This is a genomic window from Vibrio sp. B1ASS3 (assembly GCF_905175355.1).
GTDB classification, from domain to species: Bacteria; Pseudomonadota; Gammaproteobacteria; order Enterobacterales; family Vibrionaceae; genus Vibrio; species Vibrio owensii.
In genome coordinates this window covers 481,183-503,362 of the sequence record NZ_HG992742.1, presented here as the reverse complement: position 1 = coordinate 503,362, position 22,180 = coordinate 481,183, and the positions used below count along the sequence as shown (strand labels likewise).

Below are 22,180 nucleotides of genomic sequence, written 5' to 3'. Positions count from 1 at the left end.
TTTATTTCCGTTTCAATTCATTTTGAAAGCGACTGTGTTGAGTCAGCGGCATATTCTGCCTTACTTGCTGGTTGTGTGACAAATCTATCTCTGCCACCAGCAATCCTACTTGGTCATTCAATTGTTGGTGAACACGCCCCCAAGGGTCAATCACCATGGAGTGCCCCCAAGTTTGGCGACCACACGGATGCGTCCCCGTTTGCCCGCAGGCTAGAATCCAGCATTGGGTTTCAATCGCACGCGCTCTTAGCAGTACTTCCCAATGCGCTTGCCCCGTCACCGCGGTAAACGCAGCAGGCACCACTATAACTTGTGCTCCTGCTAAGCGTAGCGCTTTAAACAATTCAGGAAAGCGTACGTCGTAGCAAATACTTAAGCCTACCGTACCAATATTGGTATCTACCGTCACGATGCGATTACCTGCGGTAAAAGTATCCGACTCACGATAACTGCCGTGCCCATCAGCGACATCCACATCAAACATATGCAGCTTATCGTAGTGAGCAATACACTCGCCTTGCGGTGAGAAAACCAATGTTGTGGTAGTCACACCTTGTTCAGTACGAATCGGCATGCTGCCCACGATTAAAGTCAGTTGGTTATGCTGTGCGATATCTGATAAACGCTGTTGAGTTAGACCGTCACCTAAAGTTTCTGCGTTCTGGTGATACGCCTCTCGGTTAGCAAATTGTGTGGTATTTTCTGGTGTCACAACCAGCTTCACATCTTGCTCAGCTGCCAATGCACATTGCTTGGCAATGAAGTCCAGATTCTGCTCGATATCTGGACCCGATGTCATTTGAATGATGCCAACACGTTCCATGTATTCAATTCCTTGTTCGTCAGAAGACTGACCACGTAATTACTTCGCTTGCTCACGCAGTTTTTCTGGCAACTTGTATTCACCTTTGCTTCGTGAAATCTCTTTTACGGTAGGTGAATCTAGCGGGCCTTTCACCTCGTAGTTTACTTGCGTGAAGACCTCCACCACTGGAGAAATAACGGTCGAAATCGCCAGTACGTACAACGCCGTTTGAGGCGCTACCGCAAAGGCCGTCAACATAGGCAAACCCGAAGTAATATCCGGAGTGAAGTTCACTTCTGCATCCACCAAACGTGTGTTCATATTGGCAATGCCGCGGATCTTCATCTCGCCGGCTAACGCATCCATCACAATATCGTTGGTGATAAACACGCCATCTTGGATTTTGCCTGTACCCGTAATTGAGTTGAATGCCATCCCTTTGTCGAACACGTCAGTAAAGTCGAGCTGCATCTTACGAATGATCGAATCAAGACTAAACAGACCCAGTAATCGCGCCGCGCCGCTCACTTCGGTGATCACGCCTTTACCAAACTCGGTAGAGACATCCCCTTGCAGGCTTTGTGTTTTCATCGACCAAGGCGCGCCATCCCAATCGAGGTTGGCATTGATTTCAAACGGCGCTTGCTGGATACCTGAAGTGATACCAAACCGCTCCATTAAATCACTGTTGTTTTCACCTTTTACTTTCATGGTCAGGTTTGAATGGCTTCGTTCTTTCGTCAGCTCCCACCAACCACTCATATCAACGCGGTTCTGGCCACTACTAAAGTTTACATTCTTCCATTCAAGTCGGTTGTTGCCACGTTCAACATCCACGTTCACCTTACCGACCTTGTAACCTTGCAACCAAAAATCATCGATGCTCAAGGTTAAGTTTGGCATCTCTGCATGGAACTTGCGGTCAAAGTTTGAGATAAGTGGCGCAGTTTGATCTTCGCTAGCAAACAGAGAACTACGCTCCTTGGTCATCTCATCGAAACCCGGAATGTACAAGTGCAGGTGATCCAATGAAACAGACAGATCATACGGTTTGAGGTAATTGGCTTTACCTTTCACCTCTTGGCTATCGACTTCAAGCTGCCAACTTAGGTTCTTCTTACGCGCATTTAAGTCGACGTCGTGGAACTCAATACCACCGAGCTCTAGGTTTTGCACATCCATACTGACGCGCGTTGGCAACGGAATCGTCGGCGTTTTCATACTCGACAATACTGATTGCGTCGTACTTTGTGGAACGTGCATTAAGTCCGCCCACTTATCGAGGCTCAAGTCATCTAAACGAATCGAAGCATCATGCCCCACAACTGGGCTTATCTTGAAACCACCATTGCCAATAACCAGATTAGTCGCGGTTAACTGAGGTACATCGCCAGAGATATCGATTTCCGTCTGGTACTTCGCATTAGGGATTTGTAATCGAGCCGAGATGCTTTCTTGGTTGCCAGAAGCTTGCAGTTTCGCTTGTCCTTTCTCGCCGCGTTTTTTCGCCAATGGATATGGGTATTCGCTCGCAAGCTGACTAAGCTGAGCAAGCACATCGACTTGGTAGGTAAAGCCGACATCATTAAGTTGTAAGTCGATGTCCATTTGCCACGGCGCATGACCAGAAACCAAACTTAACCAACGTTCACCGAGGTAAGGCTTGAGCGGGTCCACTTCCCAATCACCAAGGGTATTGATGGTCACGTTATAGCCTTGCTCAGCATTCTCACCTCGGAAATCCAGTGAGATTGGTTGCTTCAACAGTTCCGCTGACAAGCCAGATGTGGTCACTACATCGTTATCGAATTTAATACGTCCTGTCGCATTTTCTAACGTCATCGGCGGCGCATCGATATCTACGCGATTGTTCTTAAGATCGGCATAACCCCAAGCTCTCGCATCTCGGTCTGAATCAAATGGGATATTGAGTCGGAATTCAGAATATACCGGACCACTGACTTGCAGCGCGGTCAACGCAGCACCAACAGAGTCAACTAATGGTGTTGCCATCATGTAGTCGCGAACTTCATTACCCGGAGCGCTAGCCTTGGCTTCTATTTCAATATGGCCACCTTCCGCAAGCTCCGGAATACGTCCTGTGATTCGCTTCGCTTTCACACCATTTAACGTTGCGGATTTCGAATCTAGGTACATGGCGTCGTTTTCAAACAACAAGTCAAGCTGTAAATCTGTGATGGTCGGCCAAGCAGTATCAAAGCTGAACTTCGCGTTCTTCAATCCAACCCATGCTTGGAACATGCCGTTATGCTCTTTGTATGGGAAGTCAGCCAACTCGCCATACCAAAGCAGTTTTGCGGTATTGACCTTACCACCTTGAATCGCGGTAGATAGGTAGTCCGTGAGATCTTGCCCAAGCGCTAAAGTCGGAAGATAACGCCATGTTTCACCTGCGTTGTAGAGGTCAGCCTCAGCATAAAACGACAGGAATGGACTTTGCTCTTTCGGGAAGTCGAGGCGGAATGCGCCCAGCACTTGTAAGTCTGGTGTCGCCGCCGTCACTTTATCAGACCACAAACGCCAACCATCTTCATCTTGCTGCCAAATGATGTCGACTTCGCCTTGCTTAATGTTCAATGGAGCTTGGAATACATCTCCGTAAGGGAAGACATCATCAATAACGGTAACTTTCGCTTTTGCCTGTTCTAAGTCACCCGAGACTTTACCTTGCACATGACTAAAGCCAGGCAGCAATTCCCATTGCGTTAAGCCCAGTTCATCTAACTCAGCAGAATAACGCAAGGTATCTAAGCCGCCATTCATCGATAGACGAATGTCTTCCACTCGTCCTTTTGGTGCAAGCTTGTTGAGTAAATCGGTGGTGGACTCAGACTTTGGCGCCAACTTAACCAGTGGTGTTAACGCTTCAATATCTAATTGGGAAAGGTTTAGTAGCCAGCCATCCGGTTGCCAATCAAAGGCAACATCCAACTCTGGCCATGGTCTGTCATCCGTGCGGATTTGCAGTGAGTGACCATTTACTTTCCAGCCTTCTTTATCAGGAGACAGCTTAAAAATGCCAGACTCTAATAGCAGATCATGACGACCATTTTCGTCCCAAACTAACTCGGAAGGTTGTAAGTCAACATAGGCATAACTTGGCTGGCTGCGATCGAGAGTCAACCAAGTGTTTAAGCTGACTTTGCCAGACTCAACGCCAGACTCATCTTGCATGTAAGTGGTTAGCCAAGGCGTGACTGAGACATCTTTCGCACTGACATAAAACTCACCCGACACATCACGCAGCGAACCATAATCTTTGAAGTTAGCACGTACTAACAATGAGTTGAGACTGGCGTCCGCAATGCTTACTGTGCCCTCTGCTAAATGATGCTTACCTTGGTTACTCCAACGTAATTGATCGATGTCCAAACGGCGTGTTTCGCCTGAAACGGATTTATACCAAATGCGAGAATCTGTGATGGTGAAGTCTTCAAACTGACGCAACAACAAGGAGTCTAACTGGTCTATCAGCTTGGTTTCATTTTTGCTGACATTCGCTTGCGGTTCTTTGCCTTCAGATTTCGACAAAAGGTCGACAGTGCGGATGTCTAACGCTAAATCATCAATCGTTAAATCAGCGACAACCGGTTTAAAACTCAGAAGAGATTGAATCAAATCGAATTCAATATGGATTTCATCCACTGCAAAGCGAGCGTCTTGGTTATTAGGCAGATTCGCTTCTAAACCTTGCAGGGCGATAGATGGATGGCTGTTACGCCAAGAACCAGCAACGCTGGTAATAGAAAAGTCAAAACCTGTGCCTTGCTTGACCCAGGTTTTGATCTCATCTTGGAAGTGGTTAAGTTGTGGCAATGCTACGCGCAGTGTGGTTACTAAGATGGCCAGAAGCACCAACAGAGTAACTAAAGTCCACGCGCAGAAACGCCCGAAACGGTTAAAACCAGAATTCACAAATTTTCCAATTACATCATGACGACGTCAAACTGCTCCTGAATGTACAGGGGTTCAGCTTGAATACGAACTTGCTTACCAATAAATACTTCGAGTTCAGCCAGTGCGTGAGATTCATCACCCAGTAGTGTCTCCGCAACGTACGGTGACGCGTACACAACAAAGTTGTCGGCATCGTAAGCACGGTTAACACGGGTAATTTCACGCAAGATCTCGTAACACACAGTTTCGACAGTCTTCACGCTGCCGCGACCTTCACAAGTAGGACAGCTTGAACACAGGATATGTTCAATACTTTCGCGCGTGCGCTTACGAGTCATCTCCACTAAGCCTAGTTGAGTAAAACCATTAATGTTGGTTTTCACTCGGTCTTTTGATAGTGCAGCTTCAAGAGAGCTCAGAACGCGCTTACGGTGTTCATCCGATGCCATATCGATAAAGTCAATAATGATAATCCCGCCAAGGTTGCGTAAACGAAGTTGACGTGCGATGGCTTGTGTCGCTTCAACGTTGGTATTGAAGATGGTTTCTTCTAGATTGCGACGGCCAACAAACGCGCCGGTATTGATGTCGACCGTAGTCATGGCTTCCGTTTGATCGATGATCAGGTAGCCGCCGGACTTAAGCTCAACTTTGCGTTCAAGAGAGCGTTGGATTTCGTTCTCTGTGTCGTACATATCGAAGATAGGCTTATCGCCTTCGTACAACTCAAGCTTCTCTGTCAGCTCAGGCACATATTCAGAGGTAAACTCTTTCAGATTCTCGTATTCAAGGCGAGAGTCGACCATGATTTTGTCAAGCTCAGTGCCAACAAAATCACGTAGAATGCGCTGCGCTAAACCTAGCTCACCGTACAAGGTAGAACGGGTTTTGTATTTCGAGCGACGCTCCATGACTTTCAGCCATAAGCGCTTCAAAAATGCCGCATCTTGAGAAAGCTCTTTTTCGTCTGCACCTTCTGCGGCAGTGCGAATGATGAAGCCGCCATGCTCATCACAGTAGTGATTGACAACTTTCTTTAAACGCTCGCGCTCAGTTTCACTTTCAATACGCTGAGAGACACCGACGTGACTAGCACCCGGCATAAAGACAAGATAACGTGATGGCAAGGTGATATCGGTTGTCAGACGTGCGCCTTTAGTGCCCAGAGGATCTTTCACAACCTGTACAACGATATCCTGTCCTTGGCGAACCAATTCAGAAATATCACGTACTTGGAATTGTTGCTTTTCGTTTTCTGCCACACATTCGGTGTGTGGAACGATATCTGACGCGTGTAAGAACGCCGCTTTATCAAGACCAATATCAACAAACGCCGCTTGCATGCCTGGCAATACTCGGCTCACTTTGCCTTTGTAGATATTGCCAACAATGCCACGGCGTGATTCACGTTCTATATGAACTTCTTGTAGTACTCCACCTTCAATCATGGCCACACGAGTTTCACTCGGGGTCACGTTTAGCAGCAATTCTGCACTCATGTGCACACCTCAAAACAATTATAAAAATTCTTGAATTAGCTGATCGGTTTCGAACAAAGGTAAGCCTACTACGGCGTGATAACTGCCTTCGATTCGGGTGACGAAACGCCCACCGAGTCCTTGAATACCATAACTTCCAGCTTTATCGCATGGTTCACCTGACTGCCAGTATCGTTCTATTTCTTCTTCAGTCAGTGTTTTGAACCACACGTCAGTGATAACGACCACTGAATGTTGTTGTTCTTTTGATACGACGCTCACCGCAGTCATCACTTGATGCTGACGACCGGACAGATTGCTGAGCATGCGTTTTGAATCTTCGAAATTTTTAGGTTTTTCTAACACGTGGTTATCGCATACCACCACGGTATCTGAGCCCAATACAACGGAATCAGGCTTAGCCATCGCTAAGCCTGCTTGAGCTTTTTCCAGAGAGAGACGCAAAACATAGTCTTTTGCTTGCTCGTGGTCTTGCTTGGCTTCCTCAATATCAGGAAGCACAATATCAAAGTCATAACCTAATTGAGCAAGCAACTCTTTTCTTCTCGGAGAACCCGATGCGAGAACGAGGGATAAGCCCTTTTTCACAACGCTACCTTACGTGCCATGCGCGACGGACGCGTCGCATAAGTAAAAACATCCATGGCCAAAGTATACAGTTTATTGCCGCAGTCCACAGAGATAATGGATTAAATACTACGTCTTGGTTCAAATATTCCCCACAGAATATGAGAAGTTCCAGTAGCACGGTAAAAAAGGCAATCAAGATAGATTGTTGCCAAAGCGCCATGTTACGGATCACCAAGAAATTCAAGGCCACTAAGTAGATAATGATCGACATCATCATCCCTCGGATACCGAGCGTCGAGCCAATCAATATGTCCCACAACAAACCTAAGATCAAAGCGGTACCGACGTTAACACGGTGAGGCAATGCCAACACCCAGTAACAGGCCACTAGGAACAGCCATGACGGACGCAGCAAATCGAGCACGCCCGGCCATGGAATAGTTTGTAAGACTAGCGCGACAAAGAAGCTAACGCCGATGACCATTCGGCTTCTAAATACACTATTGGCCATCGGTTACCTCTTGCTCTGAACCTTCTTCGACATTGGATTGCAGTACTTTGTGTTGACGATCTTCATTCGGCCAAATCAACAGCAAGTAGCGCAGACGATCAAACTCAACCACAGGTTCCGCTTTGATCGATGCAAACTCTTGACGAGTGTCGTGATCGACATTCGTGACGGTTGCGACAGGGTAGCCTTCAGGGTAAATACCACCGAGACCCGACGTCACTAGCAAGTCGCCCACTTGAATATCTGTACTGGTTGGGATGTGTTCCAGTTGGATTTCATCCACTTCACCGTTACCGGAAGCGATCACACGAATATCGTTACGAATCACTTGAACAGGAATCGCGTTTTTCGCGTCTGTTAGCAACAATACGCGTGCATTATGCGCTGCAACAAACGTTACCTGACCAACGATGCCTTTCTCGTTAATAACAGGCTGGCCAACGTAAACACCATCAATACGACCTTTATCAATCACCACTTGGTGACGATACGGAGAGGTATCTACAGCCATCACTTCAGTGACGACTTTCTTTTCGTCACGGACGAATGAAGAGCCGAGCAGTTTACGCAGGCGTTGGTTTTCTTCTTTATATTGGTCGAGCAAGATCAGCTCGCTCTTCAGGCGAAGCACTTCTCGCTTCAAACTGCGATTGCCTTCAATCAGTGCCTGACGAGTGTTTAAACTCTCGAACATTCCATCGAACATGCTGCGAGGCAAATTAGCTGCGTATTGAATTGGCGCAACCATACTGTTCAATAGGTATCGGACGTTGGAAAACGTATCTAGACGGTTATCAGCCAGCATCAAGCTCGCCGACACGATGACAGCAAAAAACAGACGTAATTGCAGAGATGGGCCTCTGCCAAAAATCGGTTTCATCTTGTTTTTAACCTGATTGCTACCATGATTATTGAGCCTTACTTGGCAACCAGAGAATCTGACATGAAGAGATTCTAGGTATGGAGCAGATTGAAATTACAGAGAGCGGAAATGAAGGTGAAGCCCATTTGGACTCCACCCTACATTTTATTCTTCAGAGAATAGATCGCCACCGTGCATGTCGATCATTTCTAGAGCTTTACCGCCGCCACGAGCCACACACGTTAGTGGGTCTTCAGCGATAACAACTGGAATGCCAGTTTCTTCCATTAGTAGACGGTCTAGGTCTTTAAGTAGTGCACCACCACCAGTTAGAACCATACCGTTTTCAGAGATATCAGACGCTAGCTCTGGTGGACATTGCTCAAGAGCAACCATCACTGCAGATACGATGCCAGATAGCGGCTCTTGCAGTGCTTCTAGGATTTCGTTTGAGTTAAGGCTAAAGCTGCGTGGTACACCTTCTGCAAGGTTACGGCCGCGAACTTCGATCTCTTGAACTTCATCACCAGGGTAAGCAGAACCGATCTCGTGTTTGATCTTTTCAGCTGTTGCTTCACCGATCAAGCTACCGTAGTTACGACGCACGTAGTTGATAACGGCTTCATCAAAGCGGTCACCACCGATACGTACAGAAGAAGAGTAAACCACACCGTTTAGTGAGATAACCGCAACTTCCGTTGTACCACCACCGATATCGACCACCATTGAACCTGTTGGCTCAGATACGCGAAGGCCAGCACCGATTGCCGCCGCCATTGGTTCGTCAATTAGGTAAACCTCACGCGCGCCAGCACCTAGTGCAGATTCACGAATCGCACGACGCTCAACTTGAGTAGAACCACAAGGAACACAAACCAATACGCGAGGGCTTGGTTTAAGGATGCTGTTGTCATGCACTTGCTTAATGAAGTGCTGAAGCATTTTTTCTGTTACGTAGAAGTCAGCGATAACGCCGTCTTTCATTGGACGGATTGCTGAAATGTTGCCTGGTGTACGACCAAGCATCTGTTTTGCCGCATGGCCCACAGCAGCAACGCTTTTTGCAGAACCTACACGATCTTGGCGAATAGCAACTACAGAAGGTTCATCAAGGACGATGCCCTGTCCTTTTACGTAAATTAGAGTGTTGGCAGTACCTAAATCGATAGATAGGTCGTTAGAAAACATGCCACGAAGTTTTTTAAACATATTCTTCGCTCATCCTGCAAAAATTTAGAAGACAAAAATTGTCCTAAATGTACCAATGCCTCGCTGTCACAGCAAGGCATTGGTACACAAACATGAGCAGAAAGCCTCAATTTCTTGCAGTTTCCTTACTTAACGCAAGAAACCGAAGTTTGTTATTGTCCGGTTAACCCCGGTTAACCCCGGTTCACCCCGATAAATCACGCGGTCATTACCGCGGTGAATACCAAACGTGACGACCGATGATGGGTTTTCTTCTGAGCCATCTTTATCCCAGTCGTATTTGAGCCATGGGATTGCATTTAGAACACCATCAAGCTGAAGCCACACACGAGTTTGTTGACGGTAAGACTCCGCCTCCATTGCAGTAACTGAACGAGAATAACCTGAACTAACTCGACCACCAGCCCCTAGAGAAACAACTTTAGCAGTATTATCTGTAGGCCAAATATGTACCTGAGAGCTATCTTCAGTTTCCCCAAGTACACTAGTTTGACTATCATCAGAGTTGGCGATAAAACGGCTGCCATTCCAGTATTCAACTCGAAGTGGTACTCGCAATGTCGTACCTTGGTTACCGCCAACATCATCTAGGTCGACACGACCAAAACGGATATCTGGTTGTTCGACTAAGCGTGAGTTAGTGCCTTTTTCAGTATCAATAATGTACTCAACGGGGTCTGCATTATTGGTGTACACCAAGCCAATCTCTGAGATTGCAGTACCAATTTTTGAGTTAAATGGCCCATCAGGGTAACTGCCGCCAATATCTTTGTTCCAGCATGCACTTCCGATACACTGACCACTATTACCAATTGAGAAGTCTCCGATACTTTTATCAGATTCGTTGCTCCAATCACCAGCGCCAAAATCGGGCGCATCAAAGCGAGCTGAGTAATCGTCAATATCATCGAGGTTGAATTCCGCTTTTGTAACAAAGTCTGCATAGTTCTTAATCGCAGCTTTGTTAGCATTCAAAGCTTCTACGCTGAACTCGACCCCATCAAAAGGCTGGTTCATGTAAACAAAACTTAGCTCATCAGGGTAAGTCCAAGAACTGTCCACAACCTTAAAATATTTAGGATAGAAACGACCAACGGTGACGTCATATTCATCTAGTTTCTCTCCCAAATACGTTGCTTTAGTTTTAAGGTTTAAAGCGCCAACTTCATCCCAAACGTATTCAACTGTTTTGCCCGTTTTAGCTTCTTCCGAACTAAAGTCTAAGCTTGAACCTTTACTTGGGTCTAAGTTGGCGATATCACCACCCGATGGATACAAGACAGAAAACTCAGCATCAAGTGGTGCAGCCGTATTTGAATCAGAGAAATAGTTTTGTGTCAGTGGGTATTCACAAACATTGGTAGCATTACCACGTGAGTCGCTATGAACAACCGGCTTGTATGTCACATTAAAGCTTTCAGCAGAGGCAATAAAGCCATCACCAGTAGCTTGTGTCGCAGGGTTAGTTTTTCCACCATTTTTCGCCACAATATTACATGCAGCAATTTTCCATGGTCGAGACTTAACGCTGAATGATCCATTGAGAGTCACTGATTCTTGCTCACCTTTCTCTTCATCCGGAGCGATTGGACACTCATCTGAGTACTGAGGGTCACACGTGAAATTCGCATCTTCGAGTTTGATTGTGTACAAGCCCGACTCCATTAGCTTAAAGGTATCTGATGTCTTACCTTGCTCTGAGCCAATAAATTTAGGCTCATATGTTAATAAGCTCTCGTCACTGCGCCCGTCAGCTGGTGTTTCGATTTCTAACTGGACACTTGGTGAGCCCGTGTAACTCTTCACTACCGTTTGCTGGCCATCGCTACAAGCTAATACTCTTGTTTCTATTTGATAATTTTTACCAGCTACGATTGTTTGGTCATCTACATCAAACTTGAATGGTACAAATTTGAAGGTAGACGTCTGCGTTTTTGATGGGTCATTGTCCACGGTAACTTTTAACGTATATTCGTCATTAAGCTCAATGCCACTTTGATCTGTGACGGTAACTTGTAGTTTTAGCTTACCGAGTTTCGAAGACACATTGCTCGTTGTAAAGCTTGGGTAAGTGCCTGCACCAGTGCTATCAGCGACTTCTACAGAGAACTTATCGGCATCAGGATAAACCTGCACAGTAACCCCTGTACTTTCCGCATAGCCATCATTCTTGGTTTCTATTTCAAAGCTAGGTTGCTCTGTCCCGCACATCAGCGCATATTGTGTTGCTGGTGATAGCGTTACTTCATAGTTGTCAGAAGGCGTAAAACAGTGGTTATCGGTCGCTATAATTTGTGAGCTGTTGTTCATCTGAATTCGTCTTGCAGTGATCGCACCATTTACAATCGTTGAGTTGCTCAGGTAAACATCTTTTTCACTATACAGTAGACCTGTAAAAACTGCGTTTTGACTAAGTACAACCTGCCCATCACTTGAACCATGTACAAGCACAACTAACTCAGCGTCTCCCACTTCACCAAAGTGGCTATCGTTATTACTTATCGATAGGCTTTTTGTATGGATAGTAACTTTCTCTCCATCAGGTATTTCAATGACTCCTGAATTGTTTAAGTTGATACTCCCCACCCAATAAGTACCTGTTTTAAAAGTTACCTTGCCTTTACCTACAGTTAGGGTGCCAATCACCTCATTATTGCTAAACTCACGCTCATCTTGCCATATATTCACATTAGTCAAGTTCGGGTCATCAGGAGACCGAAAACTTTCAAGCTCCTGTTTTTTCACTCTCAAACCTGAGTCACCCAGACAGCTTTGGCCATCACAGTTAGCTTGGTTATGCATCGTAATATCTGCTGGGCGGAAACCAACGTAACGCTTACCGTTACTTAATTGCGCGCCAGAAATTTTGGCAGTATTACTCATCTCAAGCTTGGCATTATTATTTGAATCCCATGTTTGAGCTGGCGAAGGGAAAAGTTCACAAACCCCATCAACTGGAGGTTTATCAAAAAGGAAATAGGAGAATGGCTCGACAACGTGACCACGTTCCGAGTCTTTTTGCATATCTTCTTCATTGATCAGTGCGACACCTGTCTTCGTTACAGAACAACGGCGTAACCAACCACCATTATTACCATTACGAGTTCTTTTAGACGCAAGCAACACAGGTGCTGACTTAAAGCCAGAAACCGGAAAGTCACTGACTTGTAAACACCCTTCAGTGACTGGTTTTATAACGTTGTCGTCAAGATCACCGAGTGTATTTCGAGTAGAACCATCTCCTAGCCAAAACTTACGGCCGTTAACAAAGCCTTGCCCTAGGCCAGCCACAAACGCCACATCCTCTGACTTAGACAAAACTGAGTTTCGAGTCACTTCAGAACGATCAATAATTAGTGAGAAACCTTTGGTGGTAGGATTCAAAGCAATCGAGCTCAACCATAACGGTTCATTGCCTAAGTAATTATTTCGTGTTTGCAATTGCACCAAGACACCAGGAGCAGATGCAAATGATGTATTTAGGCCAAAGTCACGAAACTTAACATCTTTGCTTCGATACGTTGAACCGCCAATATTAGAGTACGTGAGATTAGAGCTAACCTCACCAGCTACAATCATGGCATCACCGTCAAACTTAATAACACCAGGTTCAATAACCAGATAATCAATATCTTCCATCGGAGCATCGACGAAAGTTACGGCTTGACCTTGATTATTATTGTTGGTGCATTGCCACTTTTTCTTGCTTGAGTTATATCTCAAACGCTTACAAGCGGCGCTATGAGGTGGAAACAATTGCTTCACTGTGGCTTGAGTCTTGGACTTTGACCACACTCGTAGATCTGACGGGTATTCTGTTTTCTTTTGAGAAAAGTTCGACATTGATGCATCAATCGTCGACATAACGAAGACCAAGGGTTCTTCGTCGTAAGTATTTTGGAACTTGATATCACAAGTGACACCTCGTTCATTGTTTAATACCTGACAGTCTTCAGCAGGGATTGTGCCGAATTCAAACTGAGGGTTGTTATTGACAGCAGCAAAACTCGCAAAAGAAGAAAGCAAAAGTACTTTAGCAAGTATTAGCGTTATTATTTTTCTCATTATTTTTACTCCCTAACCCAAATCTCTTGTTGTCGCTGTACTTGTGCAACCCCGGAACCACAAATCGCTGTGGCTTGCACTCTAAATAGAGATTCAGCTTCAGAGGTACCCGCATTAAAGGTACCAATGTTTGAACATGTCATAGCACTTAATTGGCAACCAGTGCCTTGTGTAACATTTGGTGTAGCGCCACTTACCGTATTGGCACAAAAATCGGCCACATCTGGAGTAGTGTCGTTTAAAGGATAAAGCTGAGTTAGTGCCCACTCATTGGCAGATTGCGCAATAAACCAAGCTTTCGTTCCTAAGAATTCTCTGGTTAACGTGCTTTGGTTTGACCAACTCACCTTCATTAAAGATGCGGCTAGATAACCCATCACAATGATGACGAACAATACGACGATCAGGACATTGCCTTGCTGAGCTTTTTTACGGAACATTGAGCACCTGCACGTCTTGTTGGTAAACACTACGCTCCCCGTTTTGAGTGAACTCTAAGTTGATATGCACAATACCGCCACGCTGAAGTGTTGGCTCGAGGTAATGCATATCGCTAACAGAAGTATCTACACTGTCCGCAACCGTAATGTCATTACGCGTGATTTGACCATTGTCGAAGCAGTAACGTACTTCAGAGTTATCTTGATAGATGTAATGACGGCTAGAAATGGAAGTACCACCAATCGTACTGGCTGCACCACTGACAACAAAGACATCACCAGTTTTCGCTAGATTGCCAACCGCTAAACTCTGAGGAGAGGCAGATTGCAAATCTTCATAGCGACTTGGATTGATCACCATCCAACGATCCGAAGGAATAGGATTCAATGTAGAGTCATTACCTAACAGAAACTCTAAGTTGTTATTTGTTAGCGTGTAAAAACCAGAATATTCGATCGGCATAAATTCCAAACAATTATTAGATCCGGCAGGTACATGAAAGCTGTTTGGGACTGCGTGGCGAATTTCTCGTGACATTTTCTCTAGCACAAACTGCGCTTGCGTTTGCATTCGTTGACGATCAATCGTGTCTGCGTACCCCTTCATACCAAGTTGCACGTAACCTGCAATGCCTAGCATGATAAAGCTACCGATCACAATGGTGACGATCATCTCTATTAAGGTAAAACCACGAACTTTCATCAGTAGTTACCTCTTATTGCTGTTAGTGTCAGAGGTTGAGCATTACTAGCAAAAATCGTAACTGTGACTTTTTTATAGTTAGTGATTCCTGTCGGTGGTGTCGCACTCAGATCGTCATATGCCACGCCAACTTCAACTCGGAAGTTACGGTACTTGTCTTCACTACTTGTGCCCAAGATATCTGAGATATTGCCACGGTTTGTCCCTTGGCATTGACTAGCTGTAGTTGGTGTACTCCAACAGCCGATGTAATCATCTACATCGTTGAAGTTTTCAGGAATAGACTCACCAGAGTCAGGACCGAGGTTGCTCGAACAATTTGGCGCTCCAAGCGTACTTTCCCCACAACGTAATAGACCGCCATCAAAGTCGCTGTTCTCATCAAAACCACGCGCCAAAATTTGCGACATAAAACTTTGCCCAAGCGCGGTTGCTCGGGTTTGATAGTGTGGCATCGCAGAGTCACGAATTTGAGGAACAAGAAAGGAGGTAAACGCAACCATCGCAATACCCATCAGGACAATAGCAATGATCATTTCAGCTAAGGTCATACCGAGTTGTTTTCTCATGAGCATGAACCCTCAGAGACATAACCTTGAGAGTTAATCAGCACTCGACATTGGCTTTGACCGTTTACATCACGGATAAGAATAGACACGCCACCAGAAGCAACACTCAATGGATTCCCTAACAAATCAAAGCTAATTGGGCTTGTTGCTCCAGTTAAACTGAACGTTGCAGCGGAGTCTTCAACCAAATCACTACGAGCATCTTTTGCATTGCCACTCAGCGAACAAGCGGCAACCGAGCCGATACAACTAGAGGAAACTTGCAATTGGAAATTGGTATCCGTGGTTGAGGTGTTTGACTGCATACGATTCACCTGTACTTGGCGAATCACTGAAATAGCCTGCTCTTGAAGCGCAAACGCGGAGACACTACCTTTGCCCATAAAGCGGCTAGCAGCGTAGAGAGAAAGAATGGAAAGGAGGACGATCACTAGGATCAGCTCCATTAATGTAAACCCTAATGTAGAGCTGCGAATTTTCATAACCCAACCTTAGGCTTAGGACAAGCGAAATAAGTATACGATGAAATTATGAGAATAATGATAGGTTTATAAGTTTTAAATTCGAACTGTGAGCTGGTGTACAAATAACCGCCAAAAGGTTATTTCTCCCCTTTTGAGCGCTCCAATTCTTCTTCAATTCGATCGTAAGTTTCTTTGTTGCTTAGCGTCTCAGAAACGTGCTCAGCGGTTTGCTTAGTTTGCTCCCACTTTGCTTCGTAAGTTTCTGGTTCAAAGCTGATAAATCTTGGCAATACCACATAACCGACGACACCGAAGATAACCAGCACAACCACAAACTCTATTGCACTAAGACCCGATGATTTACGCATATGAACTATTCCAAGATTAATCAAAATAAAGAGATAAAGGCCAGACTAGCTGGCCTTTAAGTAATCAAAATTACTTACAATCAGCTTCGGTGTTAGTAACAGCAACTGTTGCTGGTGCATCTTTACTTGTAGCTTGAGTGTATTTCACACATTTGGTGTCGTAGTTATCAAAACCGTATGAGATGTACTTTGGAGTTGCACTTGAACCATCTTTCTTAACAACCCAATCTTCAGACAGACCATCAACAACTAGTGACAGCGCTGCAGATGTAGCGTCTGGGTAACCGTAAGTAAGGCCTAGAGTTGATGTACCAATACTGATTGCACCGTCTGCTGCAGCTTCTTGACCTTCAATAGCAGCCTTACCGTAAGTAATACCAGCAGCGCCAGTCATCGCGCCTTTCAAACCGTCAAGCGCTGAATCACGAGCATCATCTTGCAGGTTAAGGAAACGTGGTGCAGCCGTAACAGCTAGAATACCTAGGATTACAATTACCACTACCAATTCGATAAGGGTGAAACCACCTTGTCTTTTCATTGTTTACTCTCTCTATGTAAGCATGCAGAGTGACTGCAAAGTTTATCGGTCATGCGACCATTTTGGATAATGTCAAAACGGTGTGGCATCCCAACGGTAAACCAAGGTTTATCCATTGAGCCCTTTTTCTACCGCTTGAGCAGAATGACGATTCGCCATTATTAAGTTAAAGCCGTGCAAAAAAGACATCCCATGTTTGGTTTACTTTTTATTACAACCTTTTGCTTATGGTAATGTTTGCATTATACCGACTTTCATTCCTATTTATAGTACTTAAGTGTCAAAAAATTCACTCCGTCGACATTTCGACGTCTATTTTCAGGTAATTAGCGTCTGATATAACAACAACTCTCTGTCCATTTTCATAAGTATAGTTACATGTATAACTATTACTTTTAATTGCTCCACGAATTTCTAACAACTCGCTCGCCATAATTTTACGTTGCGGGTAGTGGACCGTCAGCCAATAGTCACAATCGAGTGCACCGCTTGCTCTGAAAGGTGACACTAAACCCCCATTCGTCATGTTAAGTTCAAAACCGTCCATTAACAGTAACTTAGGCTCTCCATGAACGAGCCACGCTTGGTGGTATCGTTGCACGCTGTCTTGCATCCAAACCTTGGCAAGTTTCGCACCTGTTTCTTGCGCTTCTTGCTCTATAGGTTTCAACTTTTGCATAAACGCCGCCAGCACAATAATACCGACGACACCCACGAGAATCAGTGTCGCTCGACTTTGATTTTCGACCACGCCGTTAGCCGCCTTTGATGATGTCCAGCATCCCCCACATTGGTAGGAAGATACCAAGTGCCAACACCATAACCATGCCTGCAACAATGACCAAAAGTAACGGTTCTATTCGCGCGGTTAGGGTTTTTAAGTCGTAATCCACCTCGCGGTCATAGAAGTCTGAGACTTCCAATAACAACTCATCAATTCGACCGGTCTCTTCACCCACCGCAATCATCTGAATAACCAAAGGCGTGAAAATCTTACTGTTGATTGCCGTAACTGAAATGGTACTACCCGCTTCAATGGCCGCTTTCATTTCTAGAATTCGGTTCTCTAAGAACTTATTACCTAACGCTTCACCAGCTAAAGCTAATGATTGGTTGAGCGGCACACCGGATTTCAACATCAATGAAAATGTTCGTGAGAATCGCGATAGCTGAGCGCGGTTAACAATGTCACCAACAATAGGCAGTCTTAAACGCAGTTTGTCGAACTTTTCTCGACCGTCTGCGGTTGCGACCCAAGATCTGAAAATAATAAACACACCAATGATCGCGGCGATCAGCAAGCCCCAGTAATTTACAAAGAAGTTCGACGTCGCGATCAGAATTCTGGTAGGCAGCGGTAACTCAACACCAAAGCGTGTAAACATGGAAGCAAACTCTGGGATAACCAGAATGTTCAAAATAAACATCGCGATGGTGATAAACACGATTACAAAAGTTGGATAGCGCATGGCTGCTTTGATGCGCTTACGCGTTTCCAGTTCTTGTTCGTAGTAGTTTGCTAGCTGCAGCAAGGCTTGGTCTAGGCGACCTGTATTTTCACCCACGTTGATCATCGAAACGAACAACGGGCTAAACACTTTGGTATGCGGTTGCATCGCGGAGGAAAGGCCGCGACCGTTACTCAACTCAGCTACTACATCTTCTAAGGCTTCTTTGAGCTGTTTGTTCTCACAGTTTTGCAGCAGACCACGCATGGAGCGCAACAATGGCACGCCCGCTTTGGTCAAACTAAATAGCTGACGTGAGAACAAGATAATCACTTCAAGCGGAATCGCAGGCACAAGTAACTTGGATAAACTGACTTTGCTTTTGACCGCTTCTTTTTCTAATCGCAGGTTTAGAGGAATGATCCCCTTATTCATCAATGCTTCCGCTGCCGCTTCGGAATTCACCGCATCGACTTTGCCACTGGTTGATGAGCCGTCTAAGGTGCGGCCTTGATAACGAAAAGTTGGCATTCACTTACCTACATGAAAATTGGGTCGGTTTTACCAGAAGCATCACCCTCGCCAAGGGTCATAACTTCGTCCAAACTCACAGTACCTTGCAGCGCAAGTTCCATTGCAGAAGCCAATAGCGGCTTGTAGTTTTCTGAGCGGCGCGCCGCTTGAGCAAAGCCCACAGCATCATTAGCACGTAGCTTGTCCATCATTTCATGTTCAAGCTCAAGCATCTCAAACACACCCACTCGGCCGCGATAACCAGTTAGGTTACAGTTTTGGCAACCCGCGCCTTTGTGGAAGGTTTGCCCTACTTGATTAGGGAAGCGACCAGCAAGCCACTGCTGACGGGCTTCATCGAGCGCATCCGTTGTTTTACAATCTGGACAAACACGGCGAACAAGACGCTGAGCCACAACCGCACGAACAGCACTTGCTACCAAATAGCCAGGCGCCCCCATATCAATCATTCGCAGCGCACTGTCTACGGCATCGTTGGTGTGTAAGGTACTTAATACCAAGTGACCAGTCAGTGCAGCACGAAGGCCAATTTCAACCGTTTCTTGGTCACGCATCTCACCAATAAGGATGATGTCTGGGTCTTGACGTAGGAAGGTACGTAGCACGCGAGAAAACGTTAGATCAATCTTGCTGTTGATCTGCACCTGTGTAATACGCGGTAAGCGGTACTCCACCGGATCTTCTGCGGTGATGATCTTTTTACCCGGTTCGTTTAATTCACTCAACGCACCGTAAAGCGTGGTGGTTTTACCGGAGCCTGTTGGACCAGTAACTAAGATCATTCCGTGTGGGCGAGAAAGCTGACGACGAAGACGAGCGAGTAGCTCAGGTGGCAAACCGGAATCTTCAAGTTTACGCAAACCAGAAGATTGGTTTAGCAAACGCATTACTACTGATTCACCGTATTGCGTCGGCAGCGTCGACATACGAATATCGATCGATTGGCCACGAACTTTGATATTGAATCGACCATCTTGAGGTAAGCGCTTTTCAGAGATATCGAGATGTGCCATCAGCTTCAGACGCAATACTAGCGCAGAGGCAATGTTCACCTCGTTTAGAAGTGTTTCATGGAGAACACCATCGACACGTTGACGCAAACGCAGCACTTTATCATCGGGCTCGATATGAATATCCGACGCACCGACTTGCACCGCATCTTCAAACATGGAGTTAACCAGTTTAACAACGGTAACTTCTTCGCTATCACCTTCATCAATGCCGTAATCGAAACCTTCAACGTCTTGGTGCTCAGCTTGAAGCTGTTCTGCAAACGAAGCGATCTCTTTGGTTCTACGGTAATAACGGTCAAAACTCTCTACTAACTGGCGTTCTGGTGCGATGATAAACTCTAAGTCGTATTGACCAAGAAGGTTCATCAACGACTCTTGAATAAACAAGTCCGCCGGATCACTCATCGCCACGCGTAATGTGTCACCGTTGCGAGCCACAACCATGGCACGTAAACGGCGTGCGTGCACTTCAGGAAGAATTTGCACCGCATCGGCATCAACAGGAGCACGACTCAAATCAATTAAGGGCAAGCTCAGTTGCTGGGACAAGAACTCAAGCATCTGCTTTTCACTGATAAACCCAAGGTCAATCAGTGCATCACCCAGTTTTTGACCGGTACTATGCTGAGCATTCAGCGCCTGCTGAACTTGATCTTCAGAAACAATACCTTCTTCAATTAACAGATCGCCTAAGCGTTTTCTCAACTGAATTTTCATTGCGCACTCTCCAGTTGTTTTAAGATATTCAAGCGATCACGAATAAATGCCTGAGATTGATTTGAAATACCGACTTTGCCAAGTGCTTGCTTATAAGAAGCGATCGCCGGAGTGAAAGCTAATGCTCGCTCTTGTTGAATGGCTAAACCAAGCCACCAGCGCGCATTTTCAGGCTCACGCTGAGTCAATAATTGGTAGCTTTCCAGTGCAATTTCATTTTGCTTTTGCTTTTGGGCCAACGCGGCACGCATGGCTAAATATTCGCGACTCGGGGCTGGCGGTAAATGCACGAGTGGGCTCAACGCCGCTTCAGCTTGATCCGCTTTCATCAACAGTTTTGATAGCGCAAGACGTAGGCTTTGGTTATTGGTGTCTAGAGCGATGCCCGACTGTAAGATCTCATAAGCTTTGCGCGTATCCCCTTTTCCAAAATACAGCGCCGCTAACTTCTGACGAGCCTCTAAATTCGTTGGCTGATAGCGAAGCGCTTCATCGAATGCAGACAAAGCCGTCTTCATATCATTTGCATCCATGGCTTTATCTGCACGGGCTAATGCTTTTTCTGCTAACTGCTGGTGCGTCAGTTCAACTTGCTCAATGCGCATTGAGCTATCTTGTGACACATTCGACGAGGTATTCACATTCTGATTCACGCTCGCCAACAACATCGGTTGTTCTACTGATCGGTTCACTTCTGCGTTAGTAGTGAATTGGTCTGCTTGCGGAGTGGACTTCGTCACAGGCAACTCAATCGTCACCTTTGGTTTATCAATTCTTTGCGTGTACACCACATTATCTAACTGAGGCGTCACTTTACTGGTCGGTGAGTGATTCACTGCCATGATTGGCGAGGTCTCAACGCTGACGGTATTCATTGAAATGTTCGATGAAGATGTGATGTCTTCCATCGGTGCCGGACCTTGAGAGACAGCCCAACCTCCAACAGCAAGGCTCAATGAGAAGCCACCCACTAGCCACAGCCACGGTTTGCTTCGTGTGATACTTGGAATCTCTGCTTTCGTTAGTGCAGAAGGCGATTCTTTTTCAACAAGTTCTGATAATGCTTTATTGATGGCACTCAAGGCTGGCTCCATCCCCAAAATTTGGGAGTTTTAAACTTAGGCTTACGCGCATCAAAGGTGTCATGCATTGCAACGTAAACGTGTTGATTCTTTAATAAGGTGCAACGGTCATTAAACGCCGTAAGCAAGGCTTTATGACTGATTTGGTTGATCAATCTCGGGATACCCATCGCCGAACGCCAAATGGCTTTTTTCTGCTCAATCGAGAAGATATGCGCACCATTTCCTGCTTTGTCTAAACGGTTGTTGATATAGGCGACGCCCTCTTCAATCGAGAGAGGACGAAGCTGGCAACTAAACGTAATTCGCTGACGGAACTGTCTTAATTCATGAGTGCCAAGTCGCTCATCCAATTCAGGCTGACCAAACAAGACCAGTTGAATCAGCTTGTCTTGTTCCGTTTCCAAATTGCCGAATAAGCGCAGCGTTTCGAGAGCTTCAGATGACAGTGCTTGTGCTTCATCGACAATCAGTACGGTCTTTTTACCTAGCGCATGAATTTGAATTAAACGTTCTTGAATCAAAGAAACGACTTTAAGCGGATCGCTATCTTCAATACCTAACTCACGAGCGACTGCAAACTGTAACTGCTCGCCATTTAGAACGGGGTTAGGTAAGTAAACAAGCTCAACTTCAGATTCGATTTGCTCGATTAACTTACGACAAACCATGGTTTTGCCCGTGCCAACCTCTCCGGTCACCTTAATCACCCCTTCACCCATTTTGACTGCAGCCATAATGGTTTGAATGGCCTCGTAGTGAGGCACTAACCCCAGAAACATTTCTGTATTAGGGGTCAGTGAGAAAGGTTGAACTCGAAATCCAAAATGCGACAAGTACATAGTCGAATCACAAAACCACGTTT

The 22,180-nt window shown here is 45.6% G+C and carries 19 protein-coding genes; all 19 read right to left on the bottom strand.

Annotation, left to right across the window (positions count from 1 at the left end):
• Position 1 precedes the first annotated feature (1 nt).
• On the bottom strand, positions 2–823 hold the full coding sequence (locus KJB05_RS02340) for a carbon-nitrogen hydrolase family protein (RefSeq protein ID WP_208444969.1): 822 nt from the start codon (positions 821–823) through the stop codon (positions 2–4).
• Positions 824–862: 39 nt separating this feature from the next.
• Positions 863–4,741, bottom strand: a complete 3,879-nt coding sequence (locus tag KJB05_RS02335) for a YhdP family protein (protein ID WP_208444968.1) — start codon at positions 4,739–4,741, stop codon at positions 863–865.
• An 11-nt stretch (positions 4,742–4,752) separates the two neighbouring features.
• A complete protein-coding gene (rng, locus tag KJB05_RS02330) occupies positions 4,753–6,222 on the bottom strand; it encodes a ribonuclease G (protein WP_005438152.1) in 1,470 nt (489 codons plus the stop codon).
• Positions 6,223–6,240: 18 nt separating this feature from the next.
• A complete protein-coding gene (locus KJB05_RS02325; protein WP_009707646.1) occupies positions 6,241–6,810 on the bottom strand; it encodes a Maf family protein in 570 nt (189 codons plus the stop codon).
• A 4-nt stretch (positions 6,811–6,814) separates the two neighbouring features.
• Positions 6,815–7,303 carry a rod shape-determining protein MreD gene (mreD, locus tag KJB05_RS02320; RefSeq protein WP_020195896.1) on the bottom strand — a complete coding sequence of 163 codons (489 nt, stop codon included), beginning with the start codon at positions 7,301–7,303 and terminating at the stop codon, positions 6,815–6,817.
• Positions 7,293–8,183 (bottom strand): rod shape-determining protein MreC, encoded by an 891-nt coding sequence (gene mreC, locus KJB05_RS02315; protein ID WP_009707647.1) that lies wholly within the window; start codon positions 8,181–8,183, stop codon positions 7,293–7,295. Before mreC ends, mreD begins: the two co-directional genes overlap by 11 nt.
• Before the next feature lie 147 nt (positions 8,184–8,330).
• The gene (locus KJB05_RS02310; protein WP_005381144.1) at positions 8,331–9,374 is read right to left on the bottom strand and encodes a rod shape-determining protein; all 1,044 of its coding nucleotides are present in this window, start codon (positions 9,372–9,374) and stop codon (positions 8,331–8,333) included.
• Positions 9,375–9,503: 129 nt separating this feature from the next.
• Positions 9,504–13,439 (bottom strand): DUF6701 domain-containing protein, encoded by a 3,936-nt coding sequence (locus tag KJB05_RS02305; RefSeq protein WP_208444967.1) that lies wholly within the window; start codon positions 13,437–13,439, stop codon positions 9,504–9,506.
• 5 nt (positions 13,440–13,444) lie between these two features.
• The gene (locus KJB05_RS02300; protein WP_009707649.1) at positions 13,445–13,879 is read right to left on the bottom strand and encodes a hypothetical protein; all 435 of its coding nucleotides are present in this window, start codon (positions 13,877–13,879) and stop codon (positions 13,445–13,447) included.
• Complete coding sequence (locus KJB05_RS02295; RefSeq protein WP_208444966.1) at positions 13,869–14,582, bottom strand: prepilin-type N-terminal cleavage/methylation domain-containing protein; 714 nt, start codon at positions 14,580–14,582, stop codon at positions 13,869–13,871. Before KJB05_RS02295 ends, KJB05_RS02300 begins: the two co-directional genes overlap by 11 nt.
• Entirely contained in the window at positions 14,582–15,151 is a 570-nt protein-coding gene (locus KJB05_RS02290) for a type II secretion system protein (protein ID WP_208444965.1), read from the bottom strand. Before KJB05_RS02290 ends, KJB05_RS02295 begins: the two co-directional genes overlap by 1 nt.
• Positions 15,148–15,633: a type II secretion system protein gene (locus KJB05_RS02285; protein WP_208444964.1), complete on the bottom strand. Its 486-nt coding sequence runs from the start codon at positions 15,631–15,633 to the stop codon at positions 15,148–15,150. Before KJB05_RS02285 ends, KJB05_RS02290 begins: the two co-directional genes overlap by 4 nt.
• A gap of 119 nt (positions 15,634–15,752) precedes the next feature.
• A complete protein-coding gene (locus tag KJB05_RS02280; RefSeq protein WP_208444963.1) occupies positions 15,753–15,983 on the bottom strand; it encodes a prepilin-type N-terminal cleavage/methylation domain-containing protein in 231 nt (76 codons plus the stop codon).
• A gap of 70 nt (positions 15,984–16,053) precedes the next feature.
• On the bottom strand, positions 16,054–16,521 hold the full coding sequence (locus KJB05_RS02275; protein WP_208444962.1) for a type II secretion system protein: 468 nt from the start codon (positions 16,519–16,521) through the stop codon (positions 16,054–16,056).
• 289 nt (positions 16,522–16,810) lie between these two features.
• Entirely contained in the window at positions 16,811–17,272 is a 462-nt protein-coding gene (locus KJB05_RS02270) for an MSHA biogenesis protein MshF (protein ID WP_208444961.1), read from the bottom strand.
• A 4-nt stretch (positions 17,273–17,276) separates the two neighbouring features.
• Positions 17,277–18,500: a type II secretion system F family protein gene (locus KJB05_RS02265; protein ID WP_208444960.1), complete on the bottom strand. Its 1,224-nt coding sequence runs from the start codon at positions 18,498–18,500 to the stop codon at positions 17,277–17,279.
• 8 nt (positions 18,501–18,508) lie between these two features.
• On the bottom strand, positions 18,509–20,233 hold the full coding sequence (locus KJB05_RS02260) for a GspE/PulE family protein (RefSeq protein ID WP_045411484.1): 1,725 nt from the start codon (positions 20,231–20,233) through the stop codon (positions 18,509–18,511).
• The gene (locus KJB05_RS02255; protein ID WP_208444959.1) at positions 20,230–21,327 is read right to left on the bottom strand and encodes a tetratricopeptide repeat protein; all 1,098 of its coding nucleotides are present in this window, start codon (positions 21,325–21,327) and stop codon (positions 20,230–20,232) included. The genes KJB05_RS02260 and KJB05_RS02255 overlap by 4 nt, the downstream gene beginning before the upstream one ends.
• The gene (locus tag KJB05_RS02250) at positions 21,312–22,157 is read right to left on the bottom strand and encodes an AAA family ATPase (protein WP_038896959.1); all 846 of its coding nucleotides are present in this window, start codon (positions 22,155–22,157) and stop codon (positions 21,312–21,314) included. The genes KJB05_RS02255 and KJB05_RS02250 overlap by 16 nt, the downstream gene beginning before the upstream one ends.
• Positions 22,158–22,180 lie beyond the last annotated feature (23 nt).